This window comes from Niallia oryzisoli (genome assembly GCF_043641075.1).
GTDB lineage: Bacteria > Bacillota > Bacilli > Bacillales > Cytobacillaceae > Bacillus_BD > Bacillus_BD oryzisoli_A.
In genome coordinates, this window is record NZ_JBHZRC010000007.1 from 96,632 (window position 1) to 112,229 (window position 15,598).

14 protein-coding genes are annotated in these 15,598 nt (G+C 38.2%); 6 read left to right on the forward strand and 8 right to left on the reverse strand.

What is annotated here, in order from left to right; genetic code table 11:
- The first annotated feature begins 491 nt into the window (after nucleotides 1–491).
- The 4 genes from ACHUFV_RS18550 to pdxR all read left to right on the forward strand — a co-directional run bounded on the left by ACHUFV_RS18550 (nucleotide 492) and on the right by pdxR (nucleotide 5,227).
- Nucleotides 492–1,052: a transposase gene (locus ACHUFV_RS18550; protein WP_394236752.1), complete on the forward strand. Its 561-nt coding sequence runs from the start codon at nucleotides 492–494 to the stop codon at nucleotides 1,050–1,052.
- Between the two features lies 1 nt (nucleotide 1,053).
- Complete coding sequence (locus ACHUFV_RS18555) at nucleotides 1,054–2,589, forward strand: YifB family Mg chelatase-like AAA ATPase (protein WP_394236754.1); 1,536 nt, start codon at nucleotides 1,054–1,056, stop codon at nucleotides 2,587–2,589.
- Between the two features lie 5 nt (nucleotides 2,590–2,594).
- The gene (locus ACHUFV_RS18560; protein WP_394236756.1) at nucleotides 2,595–3,647 is read left to right on the forward strand and encodes a DNA-processing protein DprA; all 1,053 of its coding nucleotides are present in this window, start codon (nucleotides 2,595–2,597) and stop codon (nucleotides 3,645–3,647) included.
- A gap of 152 nt (nucleotides 3,648–3,799) precedes the next feature.
- Nucleotides 3,800–5,227, forward strand: coding sequence for a MocR-like pyridoxine biosynthesis transcription factor PdxR (pdxR, locus tag ACHUFV_RS18565; protein ID WP_394236758.1), 1,428 nt, complete (start codon nucleotides 3,800–3,802; stop codon nucleotides 5,225–5,227).
- A gap of 46 nt (nucleotides 5,228–5,273) precedes the next feature.
- Here the strand turns inward: pdxR and ACHUFV_RS18570 are convergent, their stop codons facing one another.
- The 3 genes from ACHUFV_RS18570 to pdxS all read right to left on the reverse strand — a co-directional run bounded on the left by ACHUFV_RS18570 (nucleotide 5,274) and on the right by pdxS (nucleotide 7,884).
- Nucleotides 5,274–6,245 (reverse strand): MBL fold metallo-hydrolase, encoded by a 972-nt coding sequence (locus ACHUFV_RS18570; protein WP_394236760.1) that lies wholly within the window; start codon nucleotides 6,243–6,245, stop codon nucleotides 5,274–5,276.
- A 157-nt stretch (nucleotides 6,246–6,402) separates the two neighbouring features.
- A complete protein-coding gene (gene pdxT, locus ACHUFV_RS18575) occupies nucleotides 6,403–6,990 on the reverse strand; it encodes a pyridoxal 5'-phosphate synthase glutaminase subunit PdxT (RefSeq protein ID WP_394236762.1) in 588 nt (195 codons plus the stop codon).
- 12 nt (nucleotides 6,991–7,002) lie between these two features.
- A complete protein-coding gene (gene pdxS, locus ACHUFV_RS18580) occupies nucleotides 7,003–7,884 on the reverse strand; it encodes a pyridoxal 5'-phosphate synthase lyase subunit PdxS (protein WP_394236764.1) in 882 nt (293 codons plus the stop codon).
- A gap of 338 nt (nucleotides 7,885–8,222) precedes the next feature.
- Here pdxS and ACHUFV_RS18585 point away from each other — a divergent pair, with 338 nt between their 5' ends.
- Complete coding sequence (locus ACHUFV_RS18585) at nucleotides 8,223–8,987, forward strand: DeoR/GlpR family DNA-binding transcription regulator (RefSeq protein ID WP_394236766.1); 765 nt, start codon at nucleotides 8,223–8,225, stop codon at nucleotides 8,985–8,987.
- A 212-nt stretch (nucleotides 8,988–9,199) separates the two neighbouring features.
- Here the strand turns inward: ACHUFV_RS18585 and ACHUFV_RS18590 are convergent, their stop codons facing one another.
- The 3 genes from ACHUFV_RS18590 to ACHUFV_RS18600 all read right to left on the reverse strand — a co-directional run bounded on the left by ACHUFV_RS18590 (nucleotide 9,200) and on the right by ACHUFV_RS18600 (nucleotide 12,301).
- Nucleotides 9,200–10,156 (reverse strand): sugar ABC transporter substrate-binding protein, encoded by a 957-nt coding sequence (locus tag ACHUFV_RS18590; protein ID WP_394236768.1) that lies wholly within the window; start codon nucleotides 10,154–10,156, stop codon nucleotides 9,200–9,202.
- Nucleotides 10,157–10,265: 109 nt separating this feature from the next.
- The gene (locus tag ACHUFV_RS18595; protein ID WP_394236770.1) at nucleotides 10,266–11,159 is read right to left on the reverse strand and encodes a sugar phosphate isomerase/epimerase family protein; all 894 of its coding nucleotides are present in this window, start codon (nucleotides 11,157–11,159) and stop codon (nucleotides 10,266–10,268) included.
- The gene (locus ACHUFV_RS18600) at nucleotides 11,156–12,301 is read right to left on the reverse strand and encodes a Gfo/Idh/MocA family protein (RefSeq protein ID WP_394236772.1); all 1,146 of its coding nucleotides are present in this window, start codon (nucleotides 12,299–12,301) and stop codon (nucleotides 11,156–11,158) included. Before ACHUFV_RS18600 ends, ACHUFV_RS18595 begins: the two co-directional genes overlap by 4 nt.
- Nucleotides 12,302–12,479: 178 nt before the next feature.
- Between ACHUFV_RS18600 and ACHUFV_RS18605 the strand changes: the two genes are divergently transcribed.
- Nucleotides 12,480–13,310, forward strand: a complete 831-nt coding sequence (locus tag ACHUFV_RS18605) for an AraC family transcriptional regulator (RefSeq protein ID WP_394236774.1) — start codon at nucleotides 12,480–12,482, stop codon at nucleotides 13,308–13,310.
- A gap of 112 nt (nucleotides 13,311–13,422) precedes the next feature.
- Here the strand turns inward: ACHUFV_RS18605 and iolG are convergent, their stop codons facing one another.
- Both iolG and ACHUFV_RS18615 read right to left on the reverse strand, forming a co-directional pair.
- Complete coding sequence (gene iolG, locus ACHUFV_RS18610) at nucleotides 13,423–14,445, reverse strand: inositol 2-dehydrogenase (RefSeq protein WP_394236776.1); 1,023 nt, start codon at nucleotides 14,443–14,445, stop codon at nucleotides 13,423–13,425.
- Between the two features lie 122 nt (nucleotides 14,446–14,567).
- Nucleotides 14,568–15,548 carry a sugar ABC transporter substrate-binding protein gene (locus ACHUFV_RS18615; RefSeq protein ID WP_394236778.1) on the reverse strand — a complete coding sequence of 327 codons (981 nt, stop codon included), beginning with the start codon at nucleotides 15,546–15,548 and terminating at the stop codon, nucleotides 14,568–14,570.
- Nucleotides 15,549–15,598: the final 50 nt, after the last annotated feature.

Here is a 15,598-nt window from a genome sequence, read left to right on the forward strand (position 1 = left end):
TGATAGTTTACGCTCTGATTTAAAGGATTTAGATACATACAAGAATTTATTAAATAAGTACTCTTTCCAATTAAAAGTAGCAAAATAAAAAAAGTAAACTTCAACAAATATTCAAACATTTAGATATAGTTATATGTTAGAATGTGAATAAATACACAAATAGTAAAGGAGACATCTATCATGGGAATTTGCAAAGTATGCAATAAAGAACTTAAAGACAGCGAATGGATTAAAATTGACTATAAGCACAGATTGACACATTGCACATGTGACACTCTACGCTCTGATCTAAAAGATCTCGACACCTACAAGAACATTAAGAATAAATACTACACTAATATCAAAGTGGCGAATTAATGTTATTTTTAAACACAGTTGTAAACCCTTACAAACATCGGTGTCAGGCACCTCAAAAAGACATTTGTTAGCTATTGTCCATTTAGAGTGCCTGACACCACACTATCTACATTACTTTATGGGAAGTGATTTTCTTGGTACGGAAAAGCCGTGTTTGGTTTCCGGGTGCAAAATATCATATTACTAGCAGAGGCATGCGTCAGTACCCGCTTTTTCACGATGATTATGACCGAATGCACTATTTAGAGTTATTGACAGAAACAAAAGAAAAATATCCCTTTCACCTTCTTGCCTATTGCCTCATGTCAAATCATATCCACTTTCAATTGGAATTAATTGAAGCAACCCCGAGCTATTTCATGAAACACCTTCATACAAGATACGCCAAATACTACAACCAGCGGTATGACTTTTCAGGTCATGTTTTTGAGAATAGATTTGGCTCAGAGTTCATTACTTCTATTGATTATGAATTAGAGGTTAATCGATATATTCATCGTAATCCAGTTAAAGCAAACCTTGTTAAACACCCAGAAGATTATCTTTGGAGTAGCTGCAGGGCTTATTATTATAACGAAGACAACCCACTTATTTCTACCACTCAAATCTTATCTCATTTTCCAGAACCACCTACCAAATATTATATTGAATATACCAATCAATCAGACTCCAATGATACTATGGAGGTCTTGTGAAATGGCGTCAACGACAAAAAGCTTTACTTTATCTGGTATTGAGGGGCATGTTGTTGATGTTGAAACAGATGTATTATCTGGACTCCCTTCTATATCCATCGTGGGCCTTGGTGATAAAGCTGTAAAAGAGGCCAAGGAGAGCTTAGAAGCAGCAATTGTACATTCAAACTTTATCTTTCCCCAGCAGAAAATTGTCTTTAACTTAGCTCCATCTGTTATGAAAAAAACAGGGACCCACTACGATCTTGCAATGGCTGTCGGTCTTCTTATCAGAACAGATCAAATCAATACCCCCTGCATCACCGATACAGGTTTCATTGGTGAACTCTCCCTTAATGCATCAATCCGTCCTGTTTCTGGAATATTACCAATGGTCATTAAAGCAAAGGAATCCAATATAAAAAAAATCATTGTTGCTAAAGAAAATGTGGATGAAGCAAAAATAGTTAAAGGTTTAGAGATATTTGGCTGCAGCACTTTGAATGAAGCAGTTGACTTATTGGAGGAAAGGCCTTTTCCATTCTCAAATGTATACTCATTTTACAGATCCAAAAACAAGGAACCCTCTTACTTAGATTTTTCGGAGGTGAAAGGGCATGAACGACTGCTCGAATATATCACAATTGCTGTTGCAGGAGGCCATAATATTCTATTAATTGGTCCTCCCGGATGCGGCAAGAGTATGATTGCTAAACGAATTCCCACCATTTTACCGAAAATGACGGAAGAGGAAGCTCTCGAGGTAATGAGAATATATAGTGTCGCCAATCTGTTAAAGTCCCCTGGACAATTAATAACAGAACGCCCATTTAGGTCTCTACATCATAATGCTTCCACAAACGCTTTAATTGGAGGAGGCACTTATGCTCTCCCAGGCGAAATTTCCCTTGCTCATCATGGCGTCCTATTCTTAGACGAAATTGCTGAATTTACAAAGAAGTCATTAGACAGTATGAGACAGCCACTGGAGGATGGCTCAGTTACCATATCTCGTGTATGGGGAACCCATACCTATCCAGCCAGTTTTACACTAGTAGGAGCAATGAATCCGTGCCCATGCGGTTACTTTGGTCAAAAGTATTGCCGCTGTACTGATTACGAAATAGTATCTTATCGAAAAAAAATCTCCGGTCCAATCCTTGATCGAATGGATATTCAAAAATATGTGGGAGTAGTCGATTTTTTCAATAAGCAACAGCATGGGAAAAGCTCGTATGATTTACGACAAGATATTGAACGAGCACGTTTTATTCAGATTAATCGCTATAAGGATTTACCTGGTATTACTAGTAATAGTCAACTTCCAGCATCTTTACTTGAAGAATTCTGTCCACTTGATGGAGAGTCTCAAAAGCTGCTGCTAAAAGCCGCTGAACACTTCGAATATAGTGGGAGAACCATACACAAATACATCAAAATTGCACGTACAATTGCTGACCTTGAAGGAGAGCCCAATATAAAATGCAGCCATATGAAAAAGAGTTTATTAAGTAGAGATCTTGAAAAGGATACTTTTGCCTTTCAAAACAGGGGATGATATGAGTGGATATTTATTGGATTTGGTTAAGCCTAATTAGATATGTCGGCCCTATTTTACAAAAAAGATTACTTCTTGAATTTGAAACACCTGAAAAGATTTATTTTGCCTCTCAATGTGACTTAGAAAAAACTCCACATCTAAATAAACGTGCTATTCACTCAGTCATAAACAGTCGAGATTTAAGCAGGGCACGGGAAATTTTGAAACGATGTGAAGAAAAAGGAATAAAGTTACTCCCTTTTACTAATGACCTTTACCCTTCTTTTGCAAAAGCTGCGCAAGAATCACCTATTCTTCTATATTATAAGGGTCAATTACTAAAGATAAATGATTCAATTGGAGTTGTCGGATCAAGAAGATGTACAGCATATGGCAGAAAGGCCGCTGAGGACATTGGCACAGCTTTAGCTCTACATGATGTACCATTGATAAGCGGCTTTGCAAAGGGGATTGATAGTTATGCACAAGCATCCTGCATAAAGCAGGGAGGCTATACAGCTATTTTTCTTGGCGGTGGTCCAGACGTTTGCTATCCACCTGAACAGCATTCTCTCTATCATAAAACTTTAGAAAAAGGAGGTGCATTTCTTTCACAATATCCCCCTGGTACAAAACCTTCTCCAAAGCAATTCCTACAAAGAAATGCTCTCATTAGTGCATGGTCACAGGAACTTGTGGTTGTGGAGGCAAGTGAAAATAGCGGCGCACTATGGACTGCGGATTTTTCCAGAAAGCAGGGTAAACCTATATACGCTTTGCCGCACTCTATTTATTTAAATGAAGGAAAAGGTAGTAATCTTCTTCTAGCTAGAGGTGCCATTCCCTACTTAGGTATTGAGAGCCTCCGCTCGATTCATTCTACTAAATCTAGTCCTCTATTAACTCCATTACAAGAGGAAGACCCCATCATAAAGTTACTATCCGAATCTCCCCTTACCATTCCTAAATTACAATATGCTCTTAATTCCACTGATGAACAATTGTTGGATAAACTCGTCACATTAGAATTAGAAGGAAAAATCATCATTAGAGGGGAAATGGTAAGCATCCGATAGATTGTATTACCTCTGACTGTCCCCCCTATATGAACAACAATATACAAAATGTCCATTTATGGTGCCTGACACCAAATTTTATGGATTTATAATTGAAACTATTTTATGATAGTAATATCAATCCATATTCATAGATTGGGAGATGGATATTTATGTATATTAAACTCGATAAAAAAGATAAGAGAACAATTTGGTTGCAGATTGTGGATCAAGTGATTGATTATATTACAAATGGACAGCTTTCGCCTGGGGATCCTTTGGTTCCTACTCGTCAGCTTGCACAGGAGCTTTCGATATCTAGATCCAGTGTGCAAATTGCCTACGAGGAGCTGCAATCTCGCGGATATGTGATAACCTCACGAAGAGGCGGAACCCGTGTGTGTGAGATTATGCCTGAAAACAACGAACAGGCTGAACATATGGTTCCAACGATTCCGTCGAAACCTTTTCTAGAGGAAAAAAAGGAGGGTGTGGACCACTGGCCTGAAGTAGATTATGAAGAAAAAGCAGAAATTGACTTTCGTCTGCATGTTCCTTATATTGACCCCATTTTTCAAAAATCGTGGCGTCGTGCTTCCAATACAGCAATGAAAGAAGAAAATGTATTTGACTGGGGCTACAGCTCTTCTTATGGCTTACAATCGGTACGGGAACAAATCAGCCGCTATTTAGCCATTGAAAGAGGGATTCATGTTCAGCCAAATCAAATTCTCCTTACCTTAGGGGCAAGGCAGACAATGGATATTATTGCTCAGGCTCTTCTGCAGGAAGGCGATTTAGTATCTGTTGAAGACCCCGGATTTCCGGTTGCCTGGACATCGATGCGCTATCGCAATATGAGGATTGAGCCAATTCCCGTTGATAATCAAGGAATCTGCGTGGGTCAGATTTCTCCTCATACGAAAATGATCTTTACGACTCCCTCACACCAATTCCCAAGCGGTGTGTTAATGACGGCGAATCGCAGACAGGAATTAATTCAATTTGCCCAGCAAAATCAAACATGGATCATTGAAGATGACTATGATGGAGAATTCCGCTATCGCGGCGGTCCAATGCCAAGCTTATACTCGCAGCTGCCGACAAACATTTTATATTTACTAAGCTTTACAAAGCTCCTTGCTCCCGGCATTCGTTTAGCAGCTGTAATTGGCCCTGAGGAGGCCATTGCTAGAATGGCAAAAGTTCAGGAATTTGTCTGCCGTCACTTACCCGTTATGGAGCAGCTTGCACTTGGACAATTTTTCGAAACGGGAGATCTTTTGAAGCATGTCAGAAGAATGCGCTCTATCTATCATAAGCGTCATCGTGATATTATTCAGACCTTAACAACTTCAGGATTAGCAGATAGATTCCATATTTTTGGAACTGAATCAGGACTACATGTATTATTGGAAGGTAATGAGCAATTCGATGAGTATCATGCAGTTAATGCCGCCTTAAAAGCAGGTGTTGGTGTTTTCCCGCTTAGCCCCTATTGCTTAGAAAGTCCTCGTAAGGGACTGCTGCTTGGCTTTGCCCATCTTGAGTCTAGTAAAATAATCGAGGGAATTAGAAGACTCGCAAGTGTACTAGTTTAGTTTACAAAAGGAAGGGGGTATCGCATCCCCTTCCTTGAACTACGTATTATTCAACTAGACTATACAGTAATGTACCATTAATTAATTCAGACTTTACTTTGCCTATTGACTCAAGATAGATAAATCTTGTCATCGTGGCCATCATATGTGTCGCTGTTCTTAATCCCTTTCTCTTTCCATATATCTCTTGAGAAACGGCAAAGGATGATTTCGCTTCATTCTCAATAGCCTTTAACATTTCCTCTAAACGGTGGTGATGTCCGGAACGAATATCCTCCATTCGCTTTGTTACATTACTAATGACATTCCCATGACCAGGTAGCGAAATAGATACAGGATACTTCCCAACCCGTTCCAATGAGGAAAAATACTCCTGTAGAGGATTTACATCATGATGGGACTCGATTAATACAATTGGGGCTATTTTATTCAATACTAAATCACCAACGATCATAATCTGTTGCTGGTGTTGATAAAAGCAAAAATGATCTGCAGAGTGGCCAGGTGTCCAAAGGGCTTCATACATTTCATTACCTAACCTAACCTGCTCACCGTCTTCAAAGGTTCCATCCGGTTCAAAATCATAAATATATGAGTCAATTTCTGATCCTAAACGAGTATAATCCAAATAGCCATGCTGCTTAAACAAGCTAATTACATAATCTGCATGATCCTTTTTTAGCCGTCTTTTTATTTCCCTATCGCCAATACTGGAGATATAGACAGGTACCCTATGCTTTTCCTGGAACCATCTAGCAAGTCCTAAATGATCAATATGATAATGAGTCAAAACAATCTGCTCAATTGTAACGCCCATTTCCATTACCTTTTCCCAAATATCTATTGCTTCCTTTGAATATATGCCGGTATCAATTACTGTGAAGCCCTTCTTTCCACGCAGTAAATAACAATTCACCTGAACCATTCCAAAAGGAACTGGTATCGATAACAAATAGATATCCTCAGTAATTTTTTTTACCATTGACAATTGATCAAAGCTTTCCGAACCATTCTTCATAAGACATTGCTTCCTTTTACTATAAATTGAGAATCTTTTGATAAAATTCTAACATACGCTGGCTAAGCAATCCATTCACTTGCGCAGAAAATGCTGCCCAGATATACCCTTTACGCAAAAAGGCCTGCCACAACGGCAAGCCTTTTCCACAAACTTTTTAACTTTTAATTTTTACAGACTCTTTAACCATCTCAATAAACAAACCAGTAAAACGATGATCCTCTGTCAACTCCGGATGGAACGAGCAGCCAAGAAATTGTCCTTCACGGGCAGCGACAATCCTACCATCATGCCTAGCGAGTATCTCAACGCTTTCCCCTGCCTTCACAATATGCGGCGCACGGATAAACACGCCAACAAATGGCTCGTCTAAGTATTGAATGTTCAACTCCGCTTCAAAGCTTTCCTTTTGGCGGCCAAAGGAATTGCGTTCAACTGTTACATCGAATAAGCCAAGATGCGGCTCTGCATAACCTGTCAGTTCCTTAGCGAGCAGGATTAATCCAGCACACGTTCCAAACATCGGTTTTCCTTTGCTGGCAAATTCCTTCAATGGCTCCATGAACCCATATTTATCTATGAGTTTACGCATTGTTGTACTTTCACCGCCAGGGAGAATTAATCCATCGATGCCTTCTAAATCTTCTATTCTTTTAACGACGACCGCCTCAACACCACAGGCCTCAACAGAGTGGACATGCTCTCTTACGGCCCCCTGCAGTCCTAACACTCCAATTGTTATCATTTCAAAAACCCCTTACCAGCCGCGTTCCTGCATACGGTTTTCCGGTGCAAGTGTTGAAATTTCGATTCCTTTCATGGCAGCACCAAGTCCTTTTGAAAGCTCAGCAATTAAATGATAGTCTTGGTAATGCGTTGTCGCTTCTACAATGGCTCTTGCAAATTTGGCTGGGTTTTCTGATTTGAAAATTCCAGAACCAACAAATACACCGTCCGCTCCTAATTGCATCATTAATGCAGCATCAGCAGGAGTTGCCACACCGCCGGCTGCAAAGTTAACAACAGGAAGCTTTCCAAATTCTTTAATTTGCAGCAAAATTTCATATGGTGCGCCAAGAATTTTTGCCTCTGTCATTAACTCATCCTCATTCATATGAACAACTTTACGAACCTGCGCATTTACCTTACGCATATGGCGAACAGCTTCAACAATATTCCCTGTTCCAGGCTCCCCCTTCGTACGAAGCATAGACGCACCCTCGCCAATTCGGCGTGCAGCCTCGCCTAAATCACGACATCCACATACAAATGGTACTGTAAAGTCCTTTTTATTCAAGTGGTATTCTTCATCTGCTGGTGTCAACACTTCACTTTCATCTATGTAATCAACACCAAGAGATTCTAGTACTCTAGCTTCAACGATATGACCAATTCTTGCCTTTGCCATTACAGGAATACTAACAGCATTCATCACCTCTTCAACAATTGAAATGTCAGCCATTCTTGCTACACCGCCTGCAGCACGGATATCAGATGGAACACGCTCTAACGCCATGACAGCAACTGCACCGGCCTCCTCTGCAATCTTCGCCTGTTCTGCATTCACGACATCCATAATGACGCCGCCCTTTTGCATTTCTGCCATTCCTCTTTTTACACGATCTGTACCTGTATTCATTGATATTCCTCCTAAGTCTTTTTCTGCCTTAACGCGATAAACAGACTATAACAGGATTATGGATTTTCCTCCACATCCATATTTTTCAGATAAATCAGTCCATAATACAGGACTAAAAATATGAATGTGCTATACTTTTAAAAAATAAGTACATACAATATAATTAATAGTGGAAATAGAATATCTTTTCTATACCATTTATTCTAAATATTTACATGATATTATTTTAAAATTTTGGTTAAGTTTTGGTGATTTTTTTGGTAATATAATAGTATAAATTAAATGTAAACGATAACAATAATAAAATTCTACGTATTAGTCCGAGGGAGAAATCAACGATGATTAAAGATAAACGTATTAATAAAATTCATGAATACGTTCTTGAACACAAATCAGTATCTTTAGATGAACTAGTAAAAGTATTTAATGTATCTAAAAATACAATCAGAAGAGATGTTCAAGAATTAGTTGAACAAGGAGATATTAAGAAGGTATATGGCGGGGTAGCGGTAAATGATGACAGTCGTGCCAAACTTGAATCCTTCACTGACCGTCAGATACGTAACCAAGCTGAAAAAGTGATGATAGCAAAAGCTGCTGCACAACATGTGGAGGATGGCGATATTATTTTTATCGATTCCGGTACAACTACAATAGAAATGTTTGAATTTATAAAAACAAAACATCTGAGCATTATTACAAATAGTCTAGACTTTATCGTTCGCTCACTGTTATATGAAAATTTAAATATTATTTCATTTGGCGGCATTCTCGAGCGTAAAACGAATTCATTCGGCAGCCTGCAAAATAGGGAGCTATTACAAACCTATAATATTAACAAAGCCTTTATGGCCTCAACGGGCATCTCTCTGACAAATGGTATAACGAATGCATCACCACTTGAAAGTGAATTAAAACAAACAGTTGTTGAAAGAAGTTCAGAGGTCTACTTATTGGTAGATCATGATAAATTCGATAGGTATGGATTAAAAACTTACTGCGGTTTAGATGAGATTGATTATTTAATTACCGACAGGATGCCAAATGAGTCTTATCAAGAATATGCTACAAAGAACAATATTCAGCTTATTGTTACAGAGTAATCATCTTCATTCTTAATTCAACTATTTCTTCATACTTAAAAGCTCATCAGGGATTAAAGGTGTAAGCAGATCACTTTAATTCCTGATGAGCTTTTTCCTTTTAGATAATAAGGCTTTTTTAATTTATTCAATTTGTGAGTGTAGAAAAATTCGACATGACCACAAATTGACCATGCCGAATTTTACGTTTCAACTATATAGTTTTTTGATTATCATTGAATTTCCTTCAAATGTTCTTCCGCATTCTCTTTTGTTACTACCTTTATTGGTGTTGGGATTCTATTTTCCACTTTCTCTCCTTTAATGGTTTTTACAGCATTTTCTACTCCCATGTATCCCATATCGTATGGACTCTGGGCAACTGACGCGGCTAATTTCCCCTTACTAATTAATTCCGTCGCCTCATCCCCTCCATTTATTCCGACAATTGGGATATTCAGTTTCAATTGTTCTGTTGTACTTAATACACCAATAGCCATATCATCGTTAGCTGCAAATACTCCAGCTAAATCACGATGGTTTTGTAACACGGCATCAATAACACCCGCTGCTTTGAATTTATCACTATCTGCTGGTTGCTGTGCTACAATCTTCATTCCTGCTTTTTCTAATGCTTCTTTTGCACCTTTAATACGCTCATCAGATGCTAAATTTCCTTTAGCACCTTCAACTAATGCTACCTTGTCTCCCTTTTTTAACTGAGAGGCAAGATATTCTCCGCCCTCTTTACCCGCAGTGTAATTATCCGTTCCAATAAAAGTGACTTTATCCTGCCAATCTGCATCTGTGTCAACAAGAAGGACAGGAATATCTTTTGATTTAGCTAGATCAAATACATTTGATACAGTCGATGGTTGGGATGGAGAAACAAGAAGTGCATCCGTACCTTGACTTATCGCATTATCCATCATATTTACCTGTTCAATGATATCACCTTCTGATGGCGGACCATTCACTTCAACGCTGACCCCTAAATCTTCTCCTGCTTTCTTAGCTCCTGCCTCTACACTTTTCCAATAGGGATGACTTAATGTCTTTAGAACTACATGTACTTTTATATCATCTGACTTTGTTTCTCCCGCTGCAGTTGTTTCGCTGGATTGATTACTGCAGCCAAATAATAGTAAAATACATAAACATAACATTAGTATTACTGATAATTTTTTCACTGGTATTCCTCCCCTAATTAATAGACAATAACAATGGATGCGCTTACAATATCATTTAGTTTATACGTAAGAATTGACCATTTCTCACGTATAAACTAATTCAGCTTAATTATCTAATACCAACTTTCTTACTAATTCTATCTAAATACTCTCTTGTTCTTTTGGCAATTGGAAACGGTTTATCAAATGGCGCTGGATACATATCCTGTTCAACAATAGCCCAGCCATTAAATTGAATATCATGTAGGACCTCAAAAAACGCTTCCATATCTACTACTCCTAGTTCCGGTTCACACATCACATCTTCACTAACAGCTTTGGCAAATGACCATCCTTCATTTTGCATTTGCTCTCTTACCTTTAAGTCACAGCTTTTAATATGGAGATAAGGAATACGTGCATGATGCTTACGCATGAATTCTACCGGATCTCCATCTGCATAAGCATGATGACCTGTATCTAGACATAGGTCAATATCTGTATCACTTAATAACCTTTCAATTTGCTCTTCCGTCTCGATATGACTTTGAGCATGTGGATGGAAAACTACTTGTAGACCATATTTGGCTTTTGCGTGATTTTTAACTCGATTAATATTATTAATAAACTGATTCCAGTCATCGTCATTTAATATTTCAGGTCGAATAAGTTCACCTGTAAATAAATCAGTATAACAATCATCAATTAACACCACATATTTAGCTGTTGGAAATTTTAACTGGAGCCCAGCCATTTCATCAAGAAGAGCAATCAATTCTGATGTTTTCTCATCGGAAGTAAGGTCACCGACAAGTGTCGTGGCAGTAAGTTTTAAGTCTCTTTTTCCAAGTTCCTGTTTTAGTTGTTCATAATCATTAGGAAGGTAACCCCAAGGACCAAGCTCAATTCCTTGATATCCGGATTGTGCCATTTCATCCATGCAGCGTTCCCACGAAGTTTGTTTTTCATTTTGGGGAAACCAAACTCCCCAAGAATCTGGCGCTGTACCGATTTTTATAGTCATACTGTGACTCCTCCTTTGTTTTTTACTTGAACCCAATTTTGTTTAGCAGCAGATTCCAAAATAGCATCAACCGTTTGATCAATACTAGCACCAAATTCAAAATCACAAGTATATGGAGTGCCGTTTGAAACAGCTGAAAGTAATTCGTGAGCTTCTATTACTTTCATATCGTTATAACCGATGGCAATACCAGCCGCTGGATAAAATGCACTGTATCCTTTATGATCTGGACCTAAAAATACAGTTCGGAACCCTCTATCGGCACTGTTATCAGCTGTAAAATATACATTCACTTCATTCATACGTTCTAATGAATAATGAACGGTACCTTCCGTTCCTTGGATTTCAAATGTTAAATAATTTTTTCTTCCTGCAGCAATTCGGCTTGATGAAATGGTACCTGTAGCACCATTTTCATAGTTTGCTAGGATAGCAATCAAATCATCATTTTCAACATCTGCAAGTTCTGTGGATCCAGGTGATACCGGTCTTTGTTTAATAAACGTTTTAGACAGTGCGTTAACGCTTTCAATATTACCTAAAATATACTGTGAGATACTTAAAAGGTGCGAACCAAGATCGCCTAAAGCCCCTGAACCTGAGAATTTATTAATATGTCTCCATGTAATCGGTAGACTTGGATCAAGCAGGCTATCCTGCGAATATGTTCCGAAAAATCCGATAATTTCTCCGAGTTTCCCTGACTGAACAAGGTCTTTTATATATGCGTTAGCTGGATTCATGACATTATTGTAGCCGACATAATTCACTACACCTTTTTGCTTAGCCAATTCGGCAAGCTCTAATGATTGTTCCGCAGATAGCGTAAGTGGTTTCTCACAATACACATGTTTTCCATTTTCCAATGCTGCCTTCGCTACTTCGTAATGAAAAGCATTTGGGGTTGCGATATCAACAATGTCAACCCTTTCATCCTGAACAACCTCATTCCAATCCGTTGTCCATCTAGAAAACCCAAGCTGCTCACTCGCATTTTTTGCTGCAGCTTCACTTACATCAGATACTACTTCAAAAACAGGCTTCCCAGCTTCGGGACCAAACGTCATTAAAGCGTTATTAAATGCATTTGTATGTGCCTTCCCCATCCATCCAGCGCCAACTAGTCCAATTCTGATTTCCATCTCATCATTTCCCCTTTATAAATTAATCTTTATTGCTGCTATGTGTTTATTGTATTAAACTATAAATACAAAGTCATTACTGATAATTGGCAAAAAACATAATATTCTTGCTCTATATTCTACTAATCAATTATTACTTCAAAATTTATAACAGGAACGGAAAGAAAGGGGTTTCAACATGATTGAAAAAGGGGTATTGTCACATTCGAAAATGTTCTTTCATATGCCAAGTGAATTCTCGAAAAAGGCACTTTTCTACTTAATTTATTCAGGTACTTTTCATTGCACGAATGAATACCTCGTGGAGCGGGATAATTGGAATAGTTATCTGTTTATGTATGTTAAGAAAGGAAGAATGAAAATTCAATATGATCAAAAGGAATATATCGCTACTGAAAACTCATTTGTCTTCCTGAATTGCTTTAAACCACATCTCTATCAGGCAGAAGAAGATACAATTTTTGATTGGTTTCACTTCTCAGGAAATGCCAGTAATGATTATTTTGAATTTCTCTACAGTAACCATGGGTGTGTGTACTCCATTTATCGTAATTTTGTGATTACCGACTGTATGTCTAGTATTTTGGATATGGCTGAGAGAGACATTTTAGATGAAGATGAAGCATCCATTATGATTCATAAAATCCTCTATGAATTAAAACAGCTATCCAATCATGCAGAAGGGACCCATATTAATTCAATTAGGAGCGCCATCAAATATCTTGAAAGTAACTATCAAGACCAAATATCCTTAATTGATCTAGCTAATCGCGCCAATTTAAGTCCCTTCCATTTTTCAAGGGTTTTTAAAAAACACATGAACTGTTCACCTTATCAATACCTAATCAGCTATCGAATTAATAACTCAAAGAAACTTTTACACAACACTAATTTATCAGTTCAAGAAATTGCATATGCGAGTGGGTTCAACAGCGTCCCCCACTTTATAAAAATTTTTAAACAGCATACAAATGTATCACCCAAAAAATTTAGAGATTTACAGTTTTAACTACAACCCTTCTAAAATATCATGTCTTAAAAACTAGAACTACACGACAAAAAAAGTAAAATAGATTGAGTTAAAAACCCAATCTATTTTACTTTTATAAATGAAATTTAGTTTATTTTGCTTTAACTAATTGATTAAGCTGTACAGGCACACCAGTTTCAAGGGATTGCTTGGCTGCTTTCGCAATACGCTCTGCTTGTAGTCCATCAAAACCACTGCAGCTTACTTCTTTATTCTGTAAGCAAACAGAGATGAATTCATTTACTTCATCAATATACGCTTGTGTATAACGTTCAAGGAAAAAGTATAATGGCTTCTCTTTTTGAACATGATCGACAGTTGATACTTCAACAGTTGTTTCACGAACGTTATCTGCTTGCGCAACACCCTTATCACCAAAAATTTCAAGACGCTGATCATAACCATAAACAGCTTGTCTGCTATTGTCGATTACGCCAAGTGCACCGTTTTCAAACTTTAATGTAATAATAGCTGTATCAATATCGCCAGCTTCACCAATTGCCGAATCTACTAGTACTGCACCGTGCGCAGAAACCTCAACAACTTCGCTGCCCATAATATAACGCGCCATATCAAAATCATGAATTGTCATATCCATGAATAATCCGCCTGATGATTTAATATAATCAACACCTGGTGGCTGAGGGTCACGAGATGTAATTTTCAACACATGTGGAGTACCAATTGTTCCCTCTTGAACAAGATTGCGTACTTTACGGAAATTTGCATCAAAGCGACGATTAAAGCCTACTTGAAGCTTCACTCCTGATTTTTCAACCACAGCCAACGCTGCTTCTGTTTCTTCAACTGAAAAGCTAACCGGCTTTTCACAGAAAATATGCTTACCAGCTTCAGCGGCTTCTTTAATGATGGTTGCATGTGTTGATGTTGGGGAACAAATAAATACTGCCTGAATGTCTGAATCATTGAGAAGATCATGATAATCTGCTGTTACAACTTCAATCTGTTTTTCGTCTGCCCATGCTTTTAGCTGATCAGTTACAAATACGTCCGAAATACTTTTAATACGAATTTGAGGGATTAACCGTAAGTTATCTACATGTAATCTCCCAATTCTACCTGCTCCAATAATACCAATAGTCAATGTTGTCATCGACCACTACCTCCTATTCAATACGGCTCAAACTTGCATAAGCAGAGATTTTTGCCTTTAGCATAATTTGGCTTGCAGCTGGATGGTTATGCCCACTGCAAGCCCCATTTTACATTAATAAATTATTTAGCAATACTCTTTAAGAACTCAAGCTGTTTGTCAGCATTTTCTTTTGTAATTAAGTCAATTCCACTGTCAATACGTTCCTCTATTTTTTCACCTTTCATAGCTTTAACTGCATTTTCAACACCCGCATATCCCATATTATATGGACTTTGTGCTACAGAAGCAGCTAATTTTCCAGCTATAATAGACTCGACAGCTTCCATTGTTCCGTCAACACCCATTACTTTAACATCCTTCAAGCCTTTTGCTTCAATTGCACGTAATGCACCGATGGCCATATCATCATTGGCTGCAAATACACCTTTTACATCTTTGTTATTCTGCAGGATATTTTCCATAACTGACATTGCTTTTGCTTTATCACTATCTGCAGGCTGCTCTGCTACAACTACCATGCCTGCTGCCTCTAAGGCTTCTTTAGCACCTTTGATACGTGTATCTGTCGCAGGGTTTCCTAGAGCTCCAGCAATTAGTACCACTTTATCGCCCTTTTTAAGCATAGAAGCAAGTAGCTTTCCGCCCTCTTGGCCTGCAGAAAAGTTTTCTGTTCCAATAAATGTTGTTTTTCCATCAAAATCTGCATCGCTATCAATAAGAAGGACCGGCATATCCTTTGCTGCCTTTTCTAATACTGGTACAACTGTTTCAGGCTGTGTTGGAGAAACAACGACCGCACCAGGACCTTGGCTGACTTGGTCCTCTAGCATATTAACCTGTTGAATAACTTCTGCTTCTGAAGATGGTCCAACAACTGTTACATCTACTCCAAGCTCTTCACCGGCAGCCTTGGCCCCTGCTTCAACATATTTCCAATATGGACTTGATAATGTTTTAAGAACTACTGATACACTCTCGCCGCCGCCTTTTCCGCCGCTCGCTTCGGTACTTTTTGCTTCTTCGCTTTTACCGCAGCCAGCTGCAAATACCATACTTGAAAGTGCTACTGCCATACCAAATAATTTAACCTTCTTATTCATAAGAATGCCCCCAGTAATCATAGTTTGTATAGTTATTTTTATTGATCCCT